General features: G+C 50.8%; 14 protein-coding genes. All 14 read right to left on the bottom strand.

Going from position 1 to position 23554, the window contains the following annotated elements; all coding sequences use genetic code 11:
* Window positions 1–27: 27 nt before the first annotated feature.
* The 14 genes from VIS48_16060 to VIS48_15995 all read right to left on the bottom strand — a co-directional run bounded on the left by VIS48_16060 (window position 28) and on the right by VIS48_15995 (window position 23419).
* Window positions 28–1491, bottom strand: coding sequence for a glycoside hydrolase family 28 protein (locus VIS48_16060; protein HEY9167670.1), 1464 nt, complete (start codon window positions 1489–1491; stop codon window positions 28–30).
* Window positions 1492–1535: 44 nt separating this feature from the next.
* Complete coding sequence (locus VIS48_16055; protein ID HEY9167669.1) at window positions 1536–3212, bottom strand: glycoside hydrolase family 28 protein; 1677 nt, start codon at window positions 3210–3212, stop codon at window positions 1536–1538.
* Between the two features lie 141 nt (window positions 3213–3353).
* Window positions 3354–5705, bottom strand: a complete 2352-nt coding sequence (locus VIS48_16050; GenBank protein ID HEY9167668.1) for a T9SS type A sorting domain-containing protein — start codon at window positions 5703–5705, stop codon at window positions 3354–3356.
* 67 nt (window positions 5706–5772) lie between these two features.
* Entirely contained in the window at window positions 5773–6747 is a 975-nt protein-coding gene (locus tag VIS48_16045) for an alpha/beta hydrolase (protein HEY9167667.1), read from the bottom strand.
* 206 nt (window positions 6748–6953) lie between these two features.
* Window positions 6954–9212 (bottom strand): T9SS type A sorting domain-containing protein, encoded by a 2259-nt coding sequence (locus VIS48_16040; protein ID HEY9167666.1) that lies wholly within the window; start codon window positions 9210–9212, stop codon window positions 6954–6956.
* Between the two features lie 21 nt (window positions 9213–9233).
* Window positions 9234–9446, bottom strand: a complete 213-nt coding sequence (locus VIS48_16035) for a hypothetical protein (protein HEY9167665.1) — start codon at window positions 9444–9446, stop codon at window positions 9234–9236.
* Window positions 9447–9476: 30 nt separating this feature from the next.
* On the bottom strand, window positions 9477–10754 hold the full coding sequence (locus tag VIS48_16030) for a pectinesterase family protein (protein ID HEY9167664.1): 1278 nt from the start codon (window positions 10752–10754) through the stop codon (window positions 9477–9479).
* Window positions 10755–11274: 520 nt separating this feature from the next.
* Entirely contained in the window at window positions 11275–12336 is a 1062-nt protein-coding gene (locus tag VIS48_16025) for a LacI family DNA-binding transcriptional regulator (protein ID HEY9167663.1), read from the bottom strand.
* A 210-nt stretch (window positions 12337–12546) separates the two neighbouring features.
* On the bottom strand, window positions 12547–13959 hold the full coding sequence (gene uxaC, locus VIS48_16020; GenBank protein ID HEY9167662.1) for a glucuronate isomerase: 1413 nt from the start codon (window positions 13957–13959) through the stop codon (window positions 12547–12549).
* Between the two features lie 33 nt (window positions 13960–13992).
* The gene (locus VIS48_16015; protein ID HEY9167661.1) at window positions 13993–15513 is read right to left on the bottom strand and encodes a GDSL-type esterase/lipase family protein; all 1521 of its coding nucleotides are present in this window, start codon (window positions 15511–15513) and stop codon (window positions 13993–13995) included.
* 39 nt (window positions 15514–15552) lie between these two features.
* Window positions 15553–16809, bottom strand: a complete 1257-nt coding sequence (locus VIS48_16010; protein ID HEY9167660.1) for a glycoside hydrolase family 88 protein — start codon at window positions 16807–16809, stop codon at window positions 15553–15555.
* 8 nt (window positions 16810–16817) lie between these two features.
* Window positions 16818–17816, bottom strand: a complete 999-nt coding sequence (locus tag VIS48_16005; protein ID HEY9167659.1) for a PorV/PorQ family protein — start codon at window positions 17814–17816, stop codon at window positions 16818–16820.
* A gap of 21 nt (window positions 17817–17837) precedes the next feature.
* Entirely contained in the window at window positions 17838–20030 is a 2193-nt protein-coding gene (locus VIS48_16000; protein HEY9167658.1) for a hypothetical protein, read from the bottom strand.
* Between the two features lie 23 nt (window positions 20031–20053).
* On the bottom strand, window positions 20054–23419 hold the full coding sequence (locus VIS48_15995; protein ID HEY9167657.1) for a TonB-dependent receptor: 3366 nt from the start codon (window positions 23417–23419) through the stop codon (window positions 20054–20056).
* Between the last annotated feature and the right edge of the window lie 135 nt (window positions 23420–23554).

Genomic DNA, 23554 nt, shown 5'->3' with positions numbered 1-23554 from the left:
ATCCCTTCGGGAACAATTTAATTGGATTCATTTATTTAAGAGTCGACCATTCAGGTACGAGTTGTCAAATGTCACACCCGCTGCATTCACTATATAATTCCCCTTGGAGACTCCGTTGAATTTACAATTGACCAGGTCTATGTTTTCCACTTTTGAGCTGTCGAGCCCTGCAACGTAGAGGCCGTACTTGCTCTTTTCACTTTCAACATTATCAAGAAAAATATTTTTCATCACTGGAAAGTAGCTATACCCTTCGGCCTCTCCCGGATCGTATTGCATATCGAGTCTGACAATTGATTCGCTTACCCGACCGACGTGTATGTCTTTGACGTAAATGTCCTTAACCATTCCGCCTCGTTTCGCATTCGACTTCATTCTCAGCACCTGGTTGAGGTTCGGGCTGTCCATTGTGCAGCTATCTACATAGACGTTCCAGCACCCGCCGCTTACCTCGCTCCCGATTGAAACTCCGCCGTGGCCGTTCTCCATTCTGCAACCGGTGATTACCAGGTCCGTGCTGGGCACATCGACCCGCCGTCCATCGTTATTCCTGCCGGACTTTATTGCAATGCAATCGTCTCCGTCATTGAAGACACAATTTTTAATGAGGACATCGGAACACGATTCAGGGTCACAACCGTCAGTATTCGGACCATCACTGCTCACGCTGACACCTTCTATAGTCACGTTGTTGCACAAAGTCGGATGGAGAAACCAGAACGGGGCGTTCTTCAGAGACACTCCGCTGATGAGCACATTCTCACAATCGTAGAACTCCACAAATGTAGGCCGGAGGTAATGGCCATCTCCGAAGACTCTCTCTTTGACGGGAACATTTTCATCGCCCATTTTCATGAGAAGCGGTCGGCAAGTGCTGTCCAGCTGGCTCGGCGTGCCGGGTTTCCATCCGAACTCTTTGCTTCCTTTCCATGGCCACCAGTGTTCATTGTCTCCCTGCCCGTCCAGCGTTCCGCCGCCAGTTAGCGCCACATTCTTCCGGCCAAACGCGTAGATAAGCGGCGAATAGTTCATCAACTCAACGCCTTCCCATCTCGTGTACACCAACGGGAGATAATCCGACGGATTCGTGCTGAAGCGGATCACGGCATCTTTTGATAAATGTAAATCGATATTGCTGACCAGATGAATTGCGCCGGTTAGGAAAACCCCTTTAGGAACTACCACGTGTCCGCCGCCGGCGTCAGCGCATGCCTTTATGGCTTTTGAGAATGCCTCGGTGCAAAGAGACTTCCCATCACCAACGGCGCCAAATTCGGTGACGTCGAAATTGCGGTCAGGAAACGACGGCCGAATAATTTTGTGGACAATTTCCGAGGCACGCCACCAGCCGGAGTCCCTTAATTGCGGGCCTGCCTGAAGCGCTCGCGGAGTGAATCCGCCGGCGAATGCAACAGAGAGAATCAGACTTGATAACGCTAATCGAAAAATTTCGCGACCGCGTTCTTTCAAATTTCTTTCAGGAAAAGACATGTGTGGTTATCCCGATATCAATGTTAGTGCGGATTTCGTGTCTCTTATTTTATCGTTACAGCATCCGCGGCTGCATCGGATCCATACTTTACAGGCGTCTTCGCACCATCGGTTGGAGTCCCGATCAGTCTTATGCCTGCGGAATTCTTTCCGGCAACTATCAGGAAGACGTCTGTGGCCGGCGGACAATAGCCGTTCTCGATTACGACGCCCTTGCTTTCGGTCAGCGAATAAACCGGTCCTTTCTGTGGTATGATCCTGACATTTTCCAAATTGAAGCCGGATACGTTGCTGGATTCAAAACCTTTTTCCGTGGAGAAAGTCGAATTGGTAATCGTAATACTGTCAACCGGCATCTCGGGCAGACCGAACGCCCGTACAGCCTGCTTCGCACCGTCGCAGTGAATATTGTTCAGATGAAAATCTTTGAATTCCGGAGTCTTGTCGGTTACCGCCTGAGGAGCGCTTTCTTCATCTCCCTTTTCCTCGTAGTACGTATCAAAGAGCACTGCTTCGTTGACGATGTTCTTCATGTACACGCTATCGACAAATATATTCCGGACAGCTCCACCTTTGCCTCTCGCGCTCTTGAACCTCAGCCCGATATCGGTCCCCACAAAGTCACAGTTTCTTACCGAAATGTTCTCGATCCCGCCGTCGACGTTACTTCCGATTACGAAGCCGCCGTGAGCGTGATATACGACGCACTCCGAGATCACCACATTCTTCAGCGTAGGACCGGATGCATTTTTGTCCGGACTCGATTTCATGCAGATACCATCGTCTCCGGCAGTGACCGTAGATTTAAAGATGACAACATTCTTCGACGAGCTGATGTCTATGCCGTCGCCGTTCTGTGCCCAATACTCGTTATTGATTCTCGCATTTCTAATTACAACATTTTCACACCAATTCGGATAAAGAGCATATGACGGAGAATTTTCAAATGTCGGACCGTCGATCAACACCTTCTTGCAGTTGACAAGGAGGACAAGCATGGGTCTCATGAAGTCTCTCGCCGGGAGAAAGTCCGCAGCCGTCAGATCTTTTTTATTCTTCGCCGATTTCAGGTTCTTCACATACTCTGCCCCTTTTTCAGCGGCCTCAGACGGCCACCACATCGAGCCGTCCTCACTTACGACGCCGCCAGACTTCGTCAACTCCTTCCACAGCGTCGGTGAAGCTTTCTCGTGCTTTACAGGGCGCCACGTGATTCCGCTGCCGTCGATGAGACCGGGACCGGTGAGTGCGATGTTTTCAAGATCGACTCCCATAATCGGGGATTCTACAATCCAACCGCGGCGCGGGATATTGACAATCTGATAGTCAGAATGGTTCCGGCTGAACTCGATCAACGCTCCCGCATCGAGATGGAAGTCGACGTTACTCTTAAGGCGGAGTGGTCCGGTGAGCCACAGACCCTGGGGGATTTCCACTCTTCCCCCACCTGCCGCGGAACAAGCGTCGATCGCTTTCTGAATAGCTCCGGTGTTCATTGTAAGTCCGTCACCGATGCCCCCATAATCGAGTACGTTGAAATTCCTGTCCGCGAATTCCGGAAGCATTACCTCAGGCATTTGGAACGCGAGACCCGAAGTCACTTTTCGAAGTTCCTGCCTCAAGAGGTCCCGGGAATCAGGGAAAGTTGCGGCTTCGCCCATCATTGCGATCGCAGCGGCGGTGAGGAAGAGCACGATCTTTCGGCGATTGTTAAAATTCATTTCTGTTTGTTCCCCAAATGATTTCGTGGTGTGAAGATGGAAAAATCACGGGCTCCGCCGCATCTGTAGCGGCGGAGCACCGGGCGAATGAATCAATTACGTCTTCACTTGTATTCCGGCCATGACATCGGCATGGACGAATTACTTGATCATCAACATTTTTCCGACGAGCGTCTTATCACCGACCCCAAGACGTGTGAAGTAGACACCGCTTGATAGCGTCGAGCCGTCAAATATCCTGTTGTAGACTCCGGGATTCATTACCTGATCCACGAGAGTGGCAACTTTCTGTCCGACGTAATTGTAAATCACAAGCGTAACGCGGGCTGTCTTAGGAACCGAGAACTCGATATCTGTGGTCGGGTTGAAAGGATTCGGGTAATTCCCGAGAGAAACTGTCGTCGGCACCAAATTATTTTTGTCCTTCACGGCAGTCAGCTTTCCATAGCCGACACCGACGATCCCGTATGTTGTGACTCCTGATTCAGTGATCAGATTTCCCGACACGGTGGACCCGTGAGTCGCAGTTGGGTTCAGTGCGACCCATGGAACGGCCAGAGATGGTTTTCCGATGAGTGTAACTGAGCCGGTATCGATATTAGGAACGCCTTTCGCGTAAACAGTAAGATCATAAGTCCCGGTAGGCGTACCGCTTGCGGCAAGAGTCCAATATCCGCCGTTCCAGTAACTTCCGATTCCGGCCGGCAATCCAGCTGAAGTAGGATCTGCGGCGGTAAATGAAGCAGAGAGATTTGACGAAGCTGTTGGAGCGGCTGTGTAGTTCAGTGTTACACCGTGGTAGCCGGATCCATCGCCTATCGGGAACAGGTAAGCACCCGTCGCGCTGTCGGCGCGGGTGAGTGTGCCGATGACATAAGAAACGCTGTCGCCGACAACTGCGCCTGTTTTCTTTCCGCTCACAAGAATTGTGTTAGTACCCAGATTTAGTTTTCCGCCGCCATTCATCGTCAACGTTCCTGAGACAGTATCGCTCGCTGTCAATGTCACGCCTGCTGTATCGCTGATTGTAAGATTACTCATCGTGGTCGGACAACCGTTTCCTGTTACCTGAGCGGTCGTGCCGTTGAAAAGGTAGCCGGCAGCGGTCGAGAACGACTCTGCACCTTTCACCTGGATGTTACCTGCATTCGAAGTGTCAACTCCAACCGCCGCAGAAATTCCCAGAGTGCCGCCGGGGGCCACCACAAAGTCCTGATTTCCCATCAGCGTGTCGGTCGGGCTGAATTTCAAAGTTCCTTTCACCACGAACGCTCCCCAGCCATTCGCCGGCAAGCTGGGTGGTGTCGATCCGCCGACTCTTCCCCATGGCCGCCCGCCTGTGAAGACGGCGGTGGCACCTGACGCAACCGTATCACAGAAAGTGGGATACGCGCCGGTCGATCCTTGCGAAAAACCCAGCGGCACTCTGAGGGTGATGTTCTGGGTGCCGGTGCCGACGAAGTTCAATGCAAACTTGCCGAACGTATTACCCGCGACTGCAGCCGTAGTGTCAAGAATCAGGTCACCCTTCAGGTTGATCTCGCCAACTTCGTTTACCGCGTTATCGCTCGAGCTGCTGCCGCACTGGAGTCTCGCGCCGTTAATCACTTTCAGGTATCCGCCGATATCGAATGTACCATATTTGGTGTTGGCGTTCGAGCTCGTGAACGGGCCGTACCTTGCCTGTCCCGATGCAGTTGATGGATCTCCGATGGTGACGTTTCCATCGATGGTCCATGTACAAGACATTGGAACGCCGGTACCCAGATCGCCGTCAACAGCCGACCAAACACCGGTGATCAACTTTACATTTCCCATTACATGATGAGTGAGTGTTGGACCGGCACTCGCGGCAGTGGTCGCGCTGATACCCCTGAAAGTGTTTGAAGTGGAACCAGTCATTATAGTCAGGTCACCTTTGATTGTCAGGTTCGCACCGCAGCTAGTGCCGCCGTTCGTTTTGTTGTCGATGTAATTGCCGAAAGTGGAATCGGCCTGACTCGAACCGACGGTACTGCTTCCGGCGGCTGTAAGGACATAAGTGCTTGCCGCATCGATATTGTAAGCCGTCGCACCGTTCGGCCAGCCGGTCAGCGAGCTGTTGCTATTGTAGAACCAGGCTCCTGCATCGATCGTGAAAGCGCCTGCCACACCAAATGTTCCGCCAGACGATCCACCAAGTACGTTCAGTTTTGCTCCGGATTGGATCTCGATATTATTCGCGGTTACTCGCGTTGAAGAAATTGTATAAACAGAATCACCTACCGCGATCACCACGTCATAGGTCGAATCAGGCACGACGCCGCCCGCCCATGTTGAAGTGGAAGTCCACAATCCTCCGCCTGTACCGTTGCTTGTTATTTGTGCCGATGCGGGGCGCGCGCAGATTACAACTGCCAGCGCGGCGATAGCGAATGAGAACAGAAGGTATTCATAGAAACTCCTCGCGGTTCCCGCTATCAATGTGGAGTATCGATTTTTCATTCCGAACATGGTCGGCTCCTTTCGATTTTTTATCCGGTTATACAATATTGAAATCAACCTTCTATTTTTCATTGCCTCACTTAAAGAGTTTGTCGAGAAACGTGACCGTGTATTGAAGTGTTTGATCGAACCAGGGATGAAACAGCCAGAATGGGTGCGGCGTATCCGGGATCGTGTGCACTTCAAAATAGACACCCCAATTTCTCAGCCGTAATATCGTTTCGTCTTGACCCGCATGATAGTGTGGAAGAGAGCTGTTTATGAAAATCATCGGAGGCGTGCCGCCATCGACATATTCTATCGGTGACGCTTCCTTCCATTTTTCAGGAATGGTCCTGAACGATCCACCAAACCAGTTGTCGGCAGCGGAAGGGCTGGCAGAGTTGGTATCGTACTTTGTTGAATTTGGGTTCATAAAATCAAGGAGGCCATCCACATCGACCACCGCCTGGACTCTGCTGGATCGGTCGAGGAATGATCCGCTCCCCTCAAACTTTCCGACATTCCCCGTGGCACCCAGGAAGGCTGCCAGCTCTCCTCCTGAGGAGCACCCGTATGCTGCAATTTTGGTCGTATCGAGATGGTACTTCACTGAATTCGCGCGCATCCACCTGACCGCGGACTTCAAGTCGTAGACAGCGGCAGGAAATCCAGCCTCCGGAGCAAGGCGGTACTCAACCGTCGCCGCGACATATCCATGCGCGGCCAGCTGTTGTGCCATTGGGACTTCCATCGATTTGTCTCCCGAGCTCCATCCACCGCCGTGAATCAGGATCACACCCGGGTACAACGAATCTGACCGGGACTCAGGATAATAAACGTCAAGCGTAAGCGCACGCGAACCGGAAGAATCGAAGACAACATTTTCGTCAGCGACGACACCCCGGGGAAGATCCGGGAGTACCAGTTTCGCTGACGGGAATTTCTTCTGCACTTTTGCGGCAGCGCTGTAGACCGTGAACGATGTATCCACGCGTAGAGTTGAACTGTCGCCGGTCTGCGCCGCGACACACGAGCAATAAGCAAGAAGGAAAAAGAATATTCTTTTCATCCAGATGACACTCCCCCCGTCAACAGTAACAATGCAAACATATCAACACTACCAGACCTTTTCGCCTTATTATGATACGCCGGGGTTTGGCTTTATGCAATCTCTGAATTTCCGCCTGTGTCTCAGACTACAAAGAAGAATCCCGCCCGGTCCGCCTGACCATAAGGGCACGACCGGACGGGATCCGTTAAAAAATAACGATGACCTTATTTAACCAGCAGCATTTTAGTGAACATGGCTGAGTTGTCAACCTTCAACCTTGCCATATAGAGGCCGCTCGGAAGCGATGATGCGTCGAATGTTGTTTCGAAAATCCCCGCTTCCATATTCCTGTCAACGAGAGTTGTGACGAGCTGACCGATCGCGTTGTAGATCTCTAGTGTGACTCTACCTCCCTTGGGGAGAGCGAACCGGAGAGTAGCTGTCGGATTGAACGGGTTCGGGAAACTTCCGAGCTCGATGGTCTTCGGAAGCACGAGCTGGGAAACCTTTATTGTGTTCGACAGTTTCGAATCTCCGTTCACATCGATTTGTCTCAGCCTGTATTCATACGAACCGTAGAGCGCTTTCTTATCGAGGAATGAATAGTTCGTAGTGGAGACACTGTTTGTCTCGCCCTTGATGTAACCGATCTTCGCATAAGCGCCGGCATTGCCGCTCGCGTCGATTGCCGCTCTTTCGACATCCCAGCCGGTGTTATTGAGCTCGGAGGCCATCGACCAGTGAAGAGTTACTCCATCCTGATCCGTAGATGCGGTGAATGAAGTCATCTCGACGGGGAGAGGATTGTCGCTTGTGTTTGTGAGGCTACCTAAAGTGAAAATGACATCCGTCGTGAGATCGGTAAATGCTGTGGTGGATGTTACGGTGTTTGTCTGTGGTGATCCTGAACCTACCGATACTACACCAGGTCCAAGATCAACCCACGAACCTCCACTGACCGGCCCCTGAGCTACACTTGTTGCCGTTGGATCCCATACGCCATCATTGACGCCCTGCGTACCGTAGCTCAAAGTGACGGCGCCAGCAGTAAATGCCGAGCCACCGCCTGACTCAGCAATATTGTAGTAGTCTACGTATGAGACATGATCCAAGCCGCTTGATCCAACAGAATTCAGTGTGTTCGCATTGCCAAGGAACATCTCGGCGGTGTAGGTAGACAGAGTTGCGGCGGTCTGACTCAAGCTGAGGGTCACAGGACGATAGGCACTACCTTTGCCAATGGGGTAAGTAAAACTCTTTCCGGCAGCGCTATTATACAAGTAGCTCATCGGTCCCTCAACAAAGCTCGTGGGACTCCCCGCCTGCACGATTGCTGTGTCGGGCGATGCGCCTAATGCTCCAGAGTATAAAACCGAGCCAGTGTACCAACCCATTATGAGCGGATTTGCACTTGATGAGACAATTTTGCCACCATTCAGAAAAAGCTTGCTTACGATGTGGGTTGGCGCGAGAAGTTCAACTGTCGACCCCGTATCAACCTGAACGTTGAATGCTCTGTTGCTGCTCACAGCCGTGGGATTGAACTTGAGGTATTGCGTGCCTGCCTTCTTGAACACCCATGAAGTATATGCAACGTAACCTGTGTCAGAGTTCTGCATCGCCGCAGCCGTTATTGATACGGTGTCACCAAAGAACCAGTAATATAGATTTCCAACGTTGCCAACGCTTCCCCTTGAAATAGAGAAGTTCCCGGTCGTATTTACGTTAACGTTGCCGTAGATCATAGCTGTATCATTCTGGCTACTTGAGGAGCCAGTCATGGTAACGTTAGAAGATCCTGAGATAATGAACTTGCCCATGACCTTAAATGAACCGCCGGTACTTGTGAAGTACTGGCAGCGGCCGGTTCCCGTATTCAGAAAAGATAGGTTGCCGCCAATTACCATTGGCTGTCCGTTCACGAGACTGCCAAATCCCATTCCCAAGCTAACGCTCTGGCTGGTGGCATTGAACGTATAGTTGTAGAAATTCTGAGCCGCTCCGCCATCGAAGGAGCTTCCGGTAGCTGTGCCCGTTATGAGGATCGTTGATCCAGTCAGCCATGTAGCACTTGGAATTAATCCGCTCTTGGCGCCGGTTGAAGCGGCGGGCATCACATGGTTGTAAGTCCCGCCATTTTCCACATTCATAGTCCCGTATGGCGTATGGGTAGTCGAAATCAAGAGCTTCGTAGTTCCGAGCGTGGCAACGGTCCCGAATACATACAACCTGCCGCCTGAGTAGACCGAATCAGCGGCAACGTCGATAGTCACGGTGTGTCCCGCCTGGATTGCGATGCTTTCAGTCCCGGTCGGACCATTCGACGCCGCTCCCCAAGTTGAAGAATCAGTGGATGTCTGCCAGGTCCCACTCGCCGACCAGTTTCCACTTGTTATTGATCTGTAATACTGTGCCGAAGACTGCGCACCCAACACCATCAGGCTTGCTGCCACCGCGCAAAGAATCATTAACCTTCTTTTCATTTTACCTCCAAGTTTTATTTTTTAGAAATTCGTTTCGTGCAATTTGCGTATCGATTCAGAATCACCGGGAATCTTATCGCCATCGAATATCTGAAGCAGGCTCGTGATATCATTTTGTTCTTTGTTTTCAGCTGTCGGTAACTCGATTTCAGAATTACTTTCTCCAATTTTCGAACCGACCACCGCGTTAGACCAGCCCTCGATCAAAGACTCGAGCATAGAAGCGCTAATCATAATATCTCCTTCGAAATAAATTCACGTATGCTATTCTCTCCTGATGTCGAAGTTCGCATCACGCTCGTGAATGCCTGCAGTATTTCCCTCAACCCTGGATGCGGATGCACCTTCGGCTGTCATCACCTGAAGTCCTTCCAGGTCCCTTTCCATCAAATCGTTGACTGAGTCGAAGCGGAGCGTGTTAGAGCCGCTTCCTGAACTGTAAGTCAACTCGGTCGCGTTCGCTGAAATCAGGACGGGCTTCCCGATGACCGTCATCGGTTCCGGGAAATGGAACAGCACGTATCTTGTGTGGAGTTCATGGTCAACCAATCCCGGGCCGACCGTGGATTCGGGATCCCACTTTCCCCCGAAGGTCCAGAACGGCGTGATGTCTCCGGGCATCGGAGATCCGTCGGCGGAGGCCAGGTTCTCGGAGAACCACTTATAATCGCCGCTGTCGCCGCTCGAAAGATTGCCTCGATGGCAGTTGTAGTAATAATCCCGCTCGCCCCAGTTGAACGACCTGTTCTCTGAAGAGTCCTCGTACGTTACTCTATTGATCGGCTTGTCTGCCATGCTGTCGGAGAAAGTGCAATTCAAAATAAAAAACTGCGCTTCGTAGTGGTGCCTCCCGAGTTCGAATCCTTTCACACCGTCAAACGATGAATTCACCACTACAAATTTCTGACTCCTGTCGTAGCCGCCTGCATGCCAGATAGTTGCCGAACCTTCTTTCATCTCAAAGAATTTCGAATCTCTTATGAAGCACCAGCCTCTCGGGCAGACGCAATCCACCGCTCCCTGGAAAGTGCAGTTGGAACAGTAATACATTCCCGTCTTGTAATTCCACAGCGAGACGGTATCGCCTCCATTGCTGAGGACGTTGCAGTCGGTCATGACCGTGCGCGTGCCGTCTCCGTACACAGCGAATGCATGCGGACCAATTTCAGGTTGAATGTTATCGATCGTAAGGTTGTCAAGCACCACGTCATCCGCGTGAATATTCACGACGGCCGGACCAATCGAATCGGGATTCTTTATCCAGTCCGTATGTAATTGGTAATAGCTGATGATTGTACTGTCTCTGCTTTGGCCGAGTAGTGTCACGTTGTCGCGGTCGATTTTGATCTTCTCGCTGTAAATGCCGTTCTCGATATAAATGACAACGCGCTCGTAGTTGAACATGGGGAGGGAGGAAATGGCCTGCGAGATCGTCTTAAATGTTCCGTCTTTCCCAACCGCAAGAAAATGATTGTCGGCGGAAATCGCTTTTGTCGTGATCGCGGAAAGCAGGAGTAGTGACAAAGAAATTCTTCTACACATCCTTCCTCAGTCTTTCAGTGCGCTTCCGAATCAACTAATTGCTTCAAGGCGGAGCGCGAATTGCATCTACCTCGACATTCTCGCAGTGGCCGTTGATCCCACCGCTTATACTTTATCGGCAAGCCAGGATCAAAGCTAAGTCCAGGAACGACACACCGGAGCCAGCAATTGCAACCCGGCGGATATCGACGACGACCCGAGCGAACGAGTGTCGCAGACCGAAAGTACCCGGTGAAGATTCAGTGTTTTGGCCACTTGACCGATAACTTAATCGTTTACTCTCGAATGGCAATTTATCTCCGCAGAATGCAAATGTCAAGACACCCGGCTCGTTTCATTTCGTCCGATTCTGCCCGAAAGCGTTGAGTTTTCATTGAATTCGATGAATCCCGCACTCATGCACCCTCATACAGAAGCCATTCGTACTCATCCTGCCAATTCTCCAACCCCGCGAGGCTCTCCGGGATAAGATTGGACGGCGACGCTCAAGAGAGAATGTGTCAGAAGCTCGCGCATGCCGCTAGTTGTGGTTTTTGATAAGTTCGGGTTTCCGGTTCGGTTCGCGCCTGACGCAGGTCTCTCGCTGGACAATTCTGGTCGGGACTTCAATATTCTTCGGCTCATGTTCATCGACGGCCTTGAGATGTTCCAGCATAAGCTCAACCGATGTCCTTCCGAGAACATCGGTAGGCTGATCGACATAAGTCAAGGAGGGTTTTATGAACCGGTGGAATCCGCTTGTGCCGAAACAAATGACGTCGACATCCTCCGGTATTCTGAGTCCCGCTTCCTCTGCAGCCGCGTACATGCCGAGCGCGACGGGATAGGTCACTGCAAAAATGAATTCGGGCAGGTTCTTGTTCTGAAGGATCTGCTTGAATCCCCTGTAGCCGTCGTCTTCACCGAATCCGCCGTGAACTATCCAATCGGGATTTATGGGAAGGTCATGCTTTTTCATTGCGTCGACAAATCCTTCATACCTTTTCCTCCCGATGTTTATGTCCTGGTAGCCTGCGAGGTGACCGATCTTTTTGTACCCTGCCTGTATGGCGAGCTCGATGGCGTTCGACGCCCCTCCGCGGTCGTCCACGGTCACTTTACTCGTGCCGGGGATTTCGAGAACCCTGTCCATGAATACCACGGGTACGCTGAGGTCCCTTGCCTTTTCGATCGCAGCACTCGTGCGCGTATGTTCAGTGACTGAGATTATCAGACCGTCCACTCTCATGGCGAGAAGTGTTTCTATGTGCTTCCTCTCGCGTTCAACATTTTCCTGTGAGACCATCAGAGCTATCTCGTAGTTGTTGTGGAAAGCCGTGTCGTAAATCGATTCGATCAGCGCGCTGAAGAAGAAGTGCGCGATCTTCGGAACGACCACGCCGATCATGTTAGTCCGTTTTGAGGAGAGGTTTCTCGCCATATAGTTCGGTGAATAACCAAGCTCCTCGGCGATTTTCTTGACGCGTCTCGTGGTTTCCCTTGAAATATCGGGATGTCCTCTGAGTGCCTTGGACACTGTCACCTTGGAAACGTTCAGCCTCTTTGCAATGTCGTCCAGAGTAACCTGTTGCCGCTTATTCAATGTATTTCTCCTCTCTCAAGTTGGACCGGCCTTCGCCGTTTATCAACGCTTCAACGCATGGCGGGACAGATAGGCTTGACTTCCGGGTGGCGCGTGCGATCGAATGGCCTCGCAACCGAATTCGGCCAAGCACAACTCCATCTGTCAAAGTTATAGAAGTTTTAATAAAGGAACCGCATGCCCGGTGTTCTCTAAACTTCATAATGGCTCTCAAAGCTTATAAGTTTTCTTGGCGAGATCGTACGCTAAAGACATGCCGATCTTGCGTGCGTCGTCTTTACTCAGGATATGCCTGGCCACCAGGCCTGCGAGGAAATTGGAATCCATCCTCCGGGCCAAATCGTGCCTCGCGGGGATTGAAAGGAAAGCGCGAGTGTCGTCGGTGAAACCGACCGTGTTGTAAAAGCCTGCCGTCTCCGTCACTTCGTCCCGGTACCTTCTCATCCCGCCGATGCTGTCATGGAACCACCACGAAGCGCCGAGCTTCATCCCGGGATAGTGACCCGCAAGAGGTGCAAGCTCCCTTGAGTACGCAGACTCATCAAGTGTGAAAACCACCATAGTGAAGTCTGGATTATTACCGAATTCGTTCAGGAGGTCATGCAGGTTTCGCGTGAACTCGGTGCGTACCGGGATATCGCCTCCCCTGTCGGAACCGAAACGCTCGAAGACCTTTGCGTTGTGGTTCCTGAATGCTCCCGCGTGTATCTGCATGACAAGACCGTCCTCGGAGCTCATTCTCGCCATCTCCATGAGCATGTGTGGCGTGAAAGCCGCAAGGTCGTCGTCGGTCGCCTTACACTTCAGCGCTCTTTTAAATAAGTCTTCGGCCTCCAGGGAAGGAAGCCTGTGAGTATACGGACTCTCCACTCCGTGGTCCGTAGAGACTGCGCCCATCGACTTGAAGTATTCCCTCCGGTTCTCAAGTGCTCTGATGAAGTTCTTATACGAACTCACATCTATACCGGAAGCGGCACCGAGAGCATCGATCTCCGCCTTCCATGAGTTCTTTGTTATGTTGATCAACGCATCGGGGCGGAAACAAGGCACCACTTTTCCTTTCAACCCGGATTCCCTGATCTTCCAGTGGAACTTCAAGCTATCCGAAGGCGAATCCGTCGTTGTAAGCACTTCTATTTTGAATTTCTCAAACAACGCTCTCGGCAAATACTTCGGCGTCTGAAGTTTGTTGTTTATTTTGTCGTAAAACTTCATCGCGTTCTTAGAATTCAGAATCTCGTTTATTCCGAAGACTTCGACGAACTCATGTGTAAGCCATATCCCCGTCGGCGTTCCTGCAAAGAGATAGTAATTATCCGCGAATGTCTGCCAAATTTTCCTGTGATCGGTTTCGACCCGTGCGCCATCCGAGGAAGGTATTCCCAGCGACTCGAGCGGGATCCCCCGCGAGTAAAGCATCCTGTAAATGTAGTGGTCAGGAATTATGATGAGCTCGGTGGGATCAGGAAAAGGAAGATTGTCCGCAAGAGTCGCCGGATCTACATGACCATGCGGACTTATAATCGGAAGATTTCTTACACTCGAATACAAATCAAACGCTATTTTCCTGACAACAGGATCGGAATCAAAAAAACGATATTCGTTCAGAATAGACTTTTTCATTTCTCAATTGACTTTCATTTATGAATTCAAATTCTAATTTTCTTTTATAGACATCGATCTTTCAATAAGGAACCGGAAAAGACTCCTCGCGGCTTTGTAGTTCTCGAATCCGACCGGGAGTTTCTTATTGTCCAGATACTCGTTATAAAGCCATGGATCGCCCACGGCAAATACCAGGCCTTTGCCCACATGAGAGGTCGCCATGATCACATCTCCGTTGTCGCGCAGGAGAGGAGTGGCAGGCGATTGAACTGTGAGCGTACTGATTTCCTTCAGAAATATTTTGTGAACTCCTCTGAACACCGGATGATCGGGAAGATTGTCGAATTTTCCCGTATCGTAGTCCTGGCCGACCACATCGTTTCGGCTGTCTTCATTGAAATGAATTCCGAATTGTTCGGCAAGTTGGTTGAGATGGAAAAACTCGCAGTTTCCTTTGTCGTTCGCGAACAGTAACAGGACTCCTCCCGATTCGACCCAGCTCGTTATTGTTTTGACCTGGTCGGGTTCAATGTATTTGGGATCCTTCGTCTCCGACGGGGTATCGGGATCCACGATAATGAAGACGCTGTAATGCCGCAACAGTTCTGCGGACGGAGCTGTCGCGAGTTCGGACAGGCGCGCGTTCAGGTTTGTTATTATTCCTCCAAGCTCAGAATAGCCCGAGTTCTCTTCGTCTTCCCAGATGTAGTGGTATCTGATTTCCTTTCCATCTTTATCTGTCTTCCATTCATTGTTGTGGTAGCAATCCAATCCGACCACTTTATCAACGCCTCCGCCAATTATCGAATTGACCGTATCCCGCGAAAGGATGTCGTGTGAAAGCGGCAGGGCCGATTTCCTGATCGCGTCAACTACGAGATTCGCGATTCGTATCGCGCCTCCCTGTTGAAAATGTGTGTTGTCTTCCTTTCCGTCAGGCAATCTCTTATACTCGTTTTTGCTAACCGACAGGAATATTTTCTTGGAAGAGTCGGGGCCAACCGCATCGAAAAGGGCTTTACTTGAACTGTCCAGGTCAATAAGGAAAACATTTTCCTCTGTGGCAAGACTGCGTACCGCGCGGGAATATTCGAGATGAGTTTCAATTATATGGTTGCTCTTATCATACTCCCGCCTGTTGACCGGTGTTATGAGGACGGGGACCGCTCCCTTCTCGCGTGCGCCCTCGACAAACCTGATGAGGTTCCCGCGGAAGCTGGTCTCAGGGTCGGTGTATCTCGTTGAATCTGATCTCTTTTCGTCATTGTGGCCGAATTGTATGAAGAGGTAGCTTCCGGGATGAAGTTGCTTATACACTTCGTCCCATTCGCCGCGGTCTATGAAACTTCGAGTGCTTCTCCCGTTGTGCGCGTAGTTCCTCACTGTAACGCTGTCGTTGAAGAACATCGGAAGCATCTGTCCCCATCCGCGTTCGGGATAATCGGCAAGCGGCTTGTCCGCCATCGTGGAGTCACCGATAAGAAACACGTCAACGGGTCCGCCAGGCACGAAGCTGACGGAGAGAATCGAGAGGACTAGAGCTGGAAGAAGATATCTATTCGCGTGATTCATTTTTGAACTCAGCCGTTCGGCAGTATCAGCAATCAGCATTTATTTTATCAAGCCCGCCTTCTCGAGCTCAACAGCACCCAGTATAAAGGCGCCGTCTCCTTTGAAATCGTCATCACTCTTCGGAACGCTGACATAATATTCATAACTCCCATCTCTGTAGGGGTCGCCGCCGAGTCCTGCGCCGGTGCAGACATTGGAAAGCGACGGTAGTCCGCTCGAATCAAGTCTCATCAGGTTCGACACAAGACCGTCGAACACACCCAGCGATATTGTAAAGTATTTTCGAGGCAGGTAGCCCTTTGTCGCTCCCTTCGCGAACGCGTACATAAACATCGCGGACGCCGAAGCTTCCGGATAATTTCCAGATCTTGAGGGTTGATCCACAACCTGATACCAGAGGTGAGTCCGATTATCCTGAAACTTACATATCGATTCCGAAAGATTGCGTAGAATTGTGAGAAGTTTCCTCCGGTCAGGATGATCTTTGGGAAAATAATCGAGAACGTCGACAAGTCCCATGATATACCAACCCATCGCGCGTCCCCAGAAAACCCGCGAGCAGCCCGTTGTCGAATCAGACCATTTTTGTTTCCGGCTGTAGTCCCAGCCATGATATATCAGACCGGTAACAGCATCGAGGGAATTCTTGGACATAAGAATGAATTGTCTGGCGACGTCGTCGAAATCACGATGTTCATCGAATACTTCGGCATATTCAGAATAGAATGGCTCGGCCATGTACAGTCCGTCGAGCCACATTTGATCAGGGTAAATTTCTTTGTGCCAAAATCCACCTTCCGGTGTGCGCGGCTGCTCTGCGATTTGCTTCCTCAGAGTATCGACAGCGTTCTTGTATTTTCGGTCCCCTGTCAACTTGTACAGATCGAGCAAGGTCCTCCCGTGCAGCAAGTCGTCGAGTCTGAATTGGTTGAAATTGTAAGTCTTCAAATTCCCATCGGGGGTCAAGAAATAGTCGATGTTCCTCTTCAAATAGTTCAGGTACCTGCGGTCTCCTGTTTTATTCCAAACATTCCAGAGAGCATGTTCAACTAGCGCCTGATCGTAGTCCCACTTTATGTTCGACGTATCATAAACCGCATACTTAGGATACCTGCTCATCAGGGCGTCAGCGATCCAGGCACACCAGGGCGTATCTCCTTTCGCCTTCTCCAGATTTATTTTTAAAGAATCTCCGGCGGTCGAGTCAGGCGAGGCAGCCGCTGCGACCGCCAGAGGGATACAGAAGGAGATAAGGAGGAGACGATGAATCAAATATTTAGAGAATCGAATCTGCATTTGTCCTTCTAGAAAGAGAAGTCAACGGAGAACCGGTTGACGTTGTTGAACAGGTCCATTTTCGAAAAGGAGTAATTCACCTCGACGTTGTTGCCGGCCACATCGGAATTCAGGCCGATTCCTGCGGACCACGATTGGACATCGCGGTTTGTCTGATAGCCGCCGCGAAGTGCGACGATGCCCAGATATCTCAATTCCAGTCCCATGTTGATGCGTTCGGAATAATTATTCGAGTGAAGATAGTCGACCGCCAGCGTGGCGGAATTACCCTTGTCGTGGTTCTCGTCGAAGAAATCCAAAAGGTCGATGGCTGTTCCGAGTGTGAAAGTAGCCGGAAGTTCCTGGGATTGGTAAATGTATCTGGCGTCCGAGGAGAAATTCCGGTACGCCATTGAGAACCTGAAGTCCTTGAAGCCCGTAAGATATTTGACACCCAGATCGAAAGCCAGTTTTCCGATTCTGTTATTCGATGTGGTACCGTCGTAAAAAGTGTTTTGACCCAGGCTTTGGCCCACGTATCGGATGCTGCCGCCGGCCAGGAACTGAGTGTTGATGTATTTAGCATAAGTGAGTCCCAGCGAATAGGCGCCGACATTCTGCACCGGTCCGTTGTCTATGTATCCGCCGAGTGGATTCAGGCTTGTGCCATTTATGGTACCGTAATCGACTGTAAGGTAGCTGATGCCCACGGCACCATAGTTCTTGAGGTTCCACGACGCTGCGCCGGCGTAGTAATTGATGTCGGCTATCCACTGTGTATAGTTGAGGCTGACATTTAAGTCGGCCCCGTTCATCTCGGCCATTCCCGCCGGATTGTAGAAGATGGCATCCGCACCCGTCCCCACTGCGTAGTAGGCCTCTCCCATGCTGCTTGCTACAGGCGAGACACTGACGAGCAGGAAGTTCATCGTGCTCTGTGCCACCTTGTTAAGGTCGACTTGAGCTGCGGCATTTTTTCCGAGCGCAAAGGCGAGAATTGTGATCATCAAAAAAGTTCTCGGTTTCATTTTGGGCATCCTCATCTTCGATCAGCGTACGATGATGAATTTCTGGTAAGAAGTCGCGCCGTCCGGGGTCTGGAAGACTGCAATGTAAACGCCGCTTGCCGGCAGTTGCTGGCTTGAGGTCAGCATGTTCCATGGATAGGACCCCTGCTGGGGGTTGCTCTTGTCAATGGTAGTCACAAGGTCACCATTCTCAGTGAAGATTTTGATCGTGCAAACCGGAGGTAGATTGTAAAACACAAGTACCCTACCGCTGCTGACACCAAGTCCGCGTTTCGAATCATATATCAGCGGATCGCTGATGTTGTATGGATTCGGGACGATTCGGATTTTAGACAAGTCGCTCTGCGGAAAATTCGTGGGGGAAATAAAACGAGTGTTGTAATCCAGGTTTCTGCCACTGTACATGATTTTCCCGCGAGTTGTCGGATCGGCGTTTGGATCATTGTACCCGATCCGCGCCTTCGATTGGACGTAATAATAAATCTGAGCTCCATAATACTTGATCGAATCGTAAGTCGTATGAGCGGCAGAAAGATCTGTCGAGTCGGAATCATAGATGGGAGAGTATTCGACTGTGTCGTAATTAGAGATCCTGCGCATGATTCTGTAGCCCGCGAAATTCGACAATGCTTCCGCCTGTGGATCGCTCCAGTCTATCTCGATTGCCAGGCTCGTGGTCGTGAGAGTCACAGTGGCAGGAGGTGGTGGTGCTTGTGGGATGGCGTAATCGTGTTCGTAGTTCCATTTTGCCCTCCACGCGCTCAGCATCACTGAATCTATGCCGAGACTAATCCAGCGATCCTTTGCCATATCTACCTGGGTTGCACCGGAGGGGAATTGAAAAGTACCGGGTAAGAGTCCGGTTCTTGCGTTCCATTCGGGAATCGACGCTGTGTTTGGCGGATCCTGAAGCGTTCCGTCCAGCCACTGGTTGCCAATTTGCTGTCCGGTCTGGTATCCGATGCCCGTGAACCCGCTCGCAATTACGATATGAATTTTCTTGCCGGGCAGAAAGGTGTAGGGACCGAAGCTACAAGTCCGATAGGATATTGATTGGAAAGCTCCCGCGATGTAATTCGTGTAGTCGTTGGTTCCGAGCTCGTCATTATTCAAGCCATGGTGTGTGCCGGAGATTGCGCTCGGCATCGGCCATTGATCTGAATAAGTCCCTCTGATAGCACTGAAGTTTTTGCTTCCATAAATATCGTCTGCGGAGTTATAGGGAATTCTGTTTGTTACTCCTATATAGGTCACTTTAGGCTGGAGAGGGTCGTCGGCATCCGGGGATCCGCTGTCGTACGGTGCAGCAGATGCGTGAAGGATAGCGTAGTAGGACATGTTGGGATTAATAAGTCGACCGTTTGATGAGACCTGCGGTGCGCCCATGTTGTCTCCGCTAACTCTTGGATCGTCGGCGCTGTATTCGTAGAACACTCTCAGGCTGTCTCCTGGCCTGCCGCCATAGTAATGTTGCCACGAAAGTGTCGGGTCCACAGATCCAACCGGATTCGATCCGTTCGAGAAGATCGAATTCCCGCCTGACTCCTGCAGGTTGATGTAGAGACTGTCAAGAGTATCGCTTCCAATGTTCGTGAAGACAAGATCTGCTATTATGTAATCGTTGTTAAATGTCTGCGACCAAACTAGTATCTTCCTGTCGACGGTCACGCCAAATATTGTAGAGTCCACAACCTCCGCGATTTCATCAAACGTACTGTCCCGAAACCCGGGATAGCTGGGGTTGTAAGTGCCGAACAGCGCCGTGGGTGTGTGAACCTTGTTGATAGTCTCCTGCGGATACTGATACCGCAGATAGTTTGTAAGTGCGCGAATCACCCTCCCGTTTTGAAGATACTGGTTTGTAAACTGGTACACGGCAGCGCTTTCGACGGAATCGTGATTAGCGTGATTAGGCCAATGAACGGCGGTCAGATATACGCCGGCTCCTGTAATCGCATCTGCGTATTGCGACATGTCCGCTATGATGCCGTAATCATTTGGGAAGAAGGTGCTGGTTCCCGACGGGTTAAAAGTTGTGGAGCCGCCATTGGCGATCATGCCCGCCCATATTCGGGCCAGCCTGATGCTGGTTGTCTGCAACTCGCGACTCTGAGCGAAGAGGGTTCCGAATCCCGCGAGCTGCATTGACAGTACCAGACCGAGAACGTAGGAAGTTCTCGCTCCTCGCGTCTTTCTCTTAGCATGAAAATCCATTTCTGACTCCGCTGGTTGAACGATTAGAAATCCACTTTGATTCCGAACCATATATCCCTCGGCTGATCATACAAGAAGAGATCTGCGTACGACGGACTGTAGATGTATGGCTTGCTCGGAGAATTTAGGTCGCCGACTCTGTCATTTCCCGGGACATACCAACCTTGTGCGGCATACTGTTGTCTCAGTGCATCGAATTGGGGAGAATTGTACATCGGCAGATGCAGCGAGGCAAGATAATGCGCTTCATCAGATTGGTTGTCATTCCAATAAGTAGACGAAGCCAACACGCTCGAGAAGGCATTCAGCGTGCCCATTTCATTTATCTTCAGGTTGAGCACATTCGTAACATCCAGGTAAACGGACGCGGTTATTCCGGCTATTGAGATCATTCTTGTAAGTTTGAGATCGACTCTGTAATAGTCCGGCCACTCGAGATTGTAATACGGTATCTGCGGGTATTGTCCCAGAGGATTCCAGGTGAAGTAGTCTCCGGCTTTCCATGTGCCGAAGACGGTCATGGACCAATTCCCGAGAATGTCTATTCCGGCAGGTTGAGGTCCCCAATTTGCGGGAGACCTGAGGGTGATGTCCGCGTTAAGAGCGGGGACAGGAACGGCAGGCGAACTATTAGCCTGATAGTAATCGGCATCGACCGGCGGCTGATCAGTAATATTCTGCAGTCCGGCGTTCCCCTTTTTGTTGAGCGCGTAATTAAAATTCACCCAGCCGTTGATCCATGAGTTGTCGTTCTTTGACAACTCGACTTCGAGGCCCTTCGTGTCCTCGTACTGGTTGTTCACAAATCCCGAATACTGGATTGTCGCTGCACTATTCTTGAAATTCACATCGCCCTCTTCGCCCGTCACATCCTTATAATATCCGGAGAGGCGGATGAGATAATTATCCAGGAAGTTGTACTCAACCCCCAACTCGTAAGAGATTGTCTTAGGCGGTTCCAGATTCGGATTTGACATCTGGTAAGTACCGTATTTCGTATATCTGTATTTTATTTCGTACATGGAATAGTATGGCGGATTGGATCGGAAGTAGCCGTAGTTGAAATAGAACTTCGATCTATCGGTAATCGGGAATGAGACTCCGAGACGAGGGCTCAGGGCCCAGAAGTTCTTGATCGGCTGCAGAAAACCCGGATGAACTCTGTTTGAGTCTTCCCATATCTGCCAGATTTGTGAGTTCCCCGTCAGGAGGTAGCTGTACAGGCCGGTTGTGTCCTGCGGAAGGAGGAGCGCCGAGAATGCAGCCGCGGAATCATTTCCCGGCCATAATCCACCGCCACCATAATAATAGTCGAACCGGAGACCCAGATTTGCCACTACACCGCCGTAGCTAACCTGGTCCTGGAGATAGAGAGCAGACTGGCTTGGCTTCTCGTCGTAATCGAATTCATAAGTGTTGTACGAATTGTTGTTCCATAATTCGTAGAGGGCATGATCCAATGTTATCTCGTTATACTCGAACCCGCCTTTGACAAAATTGTGCTCACCGATTTGTGACGAGATGTCCCCCTTAGCCTGGTACTGGTACGTTCTTGAGTTGTCGTGGAGGTCGCCCTCTTTGCTTCTGAATCTGAGGTTCGTGATTCCGGGCGGATCATCGTAAGAAGGAAATCTGAAGGTGTCGGTCGGGGAGTAGACCTGATGACTCCCGGCCCACTGAAGTTTACCATATGGCGATTCATCCAGATTGAACGGTCCGAGCTCTAGAACCAAACTGGTGTTCCGGTTATCGCCCGTCGGAGTGTAGTCAGAGATCTGCAGACGGTTGAATGTCAACTCATAATAAGTGGTCTTACTTATCAGATGGTTGAATGTCGCTCCGAGGACGAGTGTGGTCTGATCGAGTATCGGGAAGTAAGCCTGGTCGTATAAATAATTGAAGTTGTCGCCTATGATGCCTGTATTGTCCTGGACATACTTAAGGTTATTCTGCTGCATAAGTCCGCCCCTGTCGCTGATGTCCGGCGCATCACCGTTCGCTGGACGGATTGGGCTCACACCGATTTCCCTTTTCCACAGTCCGTTCAATGTCAGTGTCATATCGTTTGACATGTTCGACTTGATAGTAATGAGGGAAGTTGAGGAAAAATCACTGTTGAGAGTAACAGGCTCGATGTAGTTGAGGTGAGTGGTGCTGTTGGAGACGTAGAACGTAGCGTCGCCGAGCGCGTGACTGAAAAAGGGAAGCGGACCACCAAAACCCGCGTCAAGATCATAGTCGTTGCCGGTTTCTTTATTAGCATGCTGTGCAATTGCCTTACGCGTGGCATTTATGAGAGAGTCTGCCTGAGTCCTGGTCATGACTCCCATTATGGCAGGATTGGATGTCATTTCCTTTTCGAGGCCGGCGTAGTCTGGGACAGACATCGTCATCCATGACGTGAGGAGGTAGAGTTCGAGCGGAGTTGCCTGGCTAGCAAGAGATTTGCCCTGATTAAAAGTATTTGCCTGCGCTATCCAACCGGTGAAGCTGGTGTGCCGCTGCCTGTCATATGGATCGTTAGCCCACGCGGAATCCGTACCGATGAACGCGACGCTCGGATCCAGGTAAGGTTCGAGCACAGGATTATGCGGATCGTACAGAGACTGTCCGAACCTGCGCATATGCGATTGGTCGCTGGACAGCGTGATTGTTCCGTGGTAGCCAGAAGTCGTGCCGCTCTTGGTAGTAATGTTGATCAATCCAGATCGGAAGTTCCCGTATTCCGCGTTATATCCGCCCGAGAGTACGGAGACTTGTTCGATCGCACTTAACGGCACGGTCGTCTCTGAATTGCCGACGGCCGCATTGTTATATGATAGCCCGTTCAGAAGTGTTCCGACCTGATCCGCTGTTCCGCTCCGGATCGTGAGGAACCCGTTCGCATCCGTAGACACTCCTGGAAGTTTCGCGAGAAAGGCATTGATTTCCCTGATGCCGGCAACGGTCTGTATGTCCTGGCTTGTCGCAATCATCTGAGTTGAAGAGACTTCCTTGTGCATCTCGTTGCGCTGGGCCATCACCACCACTTCTCCCGTTCTGATCTCGGCAGACTCGATAGAGAAATTCACCGTCGCGACCCTTTCGATCGCCACGATCACATCCTTGACAAGAGTAGGACTGTAACCAACCATCGAAGCCCTGACATCATAAGTACCGACAGGGACATTGACGATAAAGTAGTTTCCGTCGATATCGGTCACTGCGCCAAGAGTTGTCCCGACAACCAGCACGTTCACGCCTATCAATGGCTCGCCCGTCTTCGCGTCTTTCACGGTGCCCTGTATCTTGCTTCTTGACTGAGCATTCGCAGATGCCGCGATCAATGTCATGATCATCGAGATTGCACAAACCGATCCGATGATCTTCCGATACGATGCCAGGTTCATTTCCGTCTCCTGCAAATACTTATATGTGAGTGTTCAAATTTCTTCCGAGCGAATCCGACTTTAACCGAGAAACAGATCCCGCCCGCGGTTAAAGTGACGACCTTGAAATTCAGCAGGCGACGCCAAGCGAGATCG

It is taken from the genome of Candidatus Kryptoniota bacterium (genome assembly GCA_036567965.1).
GTDB lineage: Bacteria > Bacteroidota > Ignavibacteria > Kryptoniales > JAKASW01 > JAKASW01.
This window is presented reverse-complemented; position numbering and strand designations above follow the sequence as displayed.

Excerpts from the sequence above, each read along its gene's own strand:
- VIS48_16060 (HEY9167670.1), bottom strand. The coding sequence starts at position 1,491 with ATGTCTTTTCCTGAAAGAAATTTGAAAGAACGCGGTCGCGAAATTTTT.
- VIS48_16035 (HEY9167665.1), bottom strand. The coding sequence starts at position 9,446 with ATGATTAGCGCTTCTATGCTCGAGTCTTTGATCGAGGGCTGGTCTAAC.
- VIS48_16055 (HEY9167669.1), bottom strand. The coding sequence starts at position 3,212 with ATGAATTTTAACAATCGCCGAAAGATCGTGCTCTTCCTCACCGCCGCT.
- uxaC (HEY9167662.1), bottom strand. The coding sequence starts at position 13,959 with ATGAAAAAGTCTATTCTGAACGAATATCGTTTTTTTGATTCCGATCCT.
- VIS48_15995 (HEY9167657.1), bottom strand. The coding sequence starts at position 23,419 with ATGAACCTGGCATCGTATCGGAAGATCATCGGATCGGTTTGTGCAATC.
- VIS48_16050 (HEY9167668.1), bottom strand. The coding sequence starts at position 5,705 with ATGTTCGGAATGAAAAATCGATACTCCACATTGATAGCGGGAACCGCG.
- VIS48_16000 (HEY9167658.1), bottom strand. The coding sequence starts at position 20,030 with ATGGATTTTCATGCTAAGAGAAAGACGCGAGGAGCGAGAACTTCCTAC.
- VIS48_16010 (HEY9167660.1), bottom strand. The coding sequence starts at position 16,809 with ATGCAGATTCGATTCTCTAAATATTTGATTCATCGTCTCCTCCTTATC.
- VIS48_16015 (HEY9167661.1), bottom strand. The coding sequence starts at position 15,513 with ATGAATCACGCGAATAGATATCTTCTTCCAGCTCTAGTCCTCTCGATT.
- VIS48_16030 (HEY9167664.1), bottom strand. The coding sequence starts at position 10,754 with ATGTGTAGAAGAATTTCTTTGTCACTACTCCTGCTTTCCGCGATCACG.
- VIS48_16045 (HEY9167667.1), bottom strand. The coding sequence starts at position 6,747 with ATGAAAAGAATATTCTTTTTCCTTCTTGCTTATTGCTCGTGTGTCGCG.
- VIS48_16040 (HEY9167666.1), bottom strand. The coding sequence starts at position 9,212 with ATGAAAAGAAGGTTAATGATTCTTTGCGCGGTGGCAGCAAGCCTGATG.
- VIS48_16005 (HEY9167659.1), bottom strand. The coding sequence starts at position 17,816 with ATGAAACCGAGAACTTTTTTGATGATCACAATTCTCGCCTTTGCGCTC.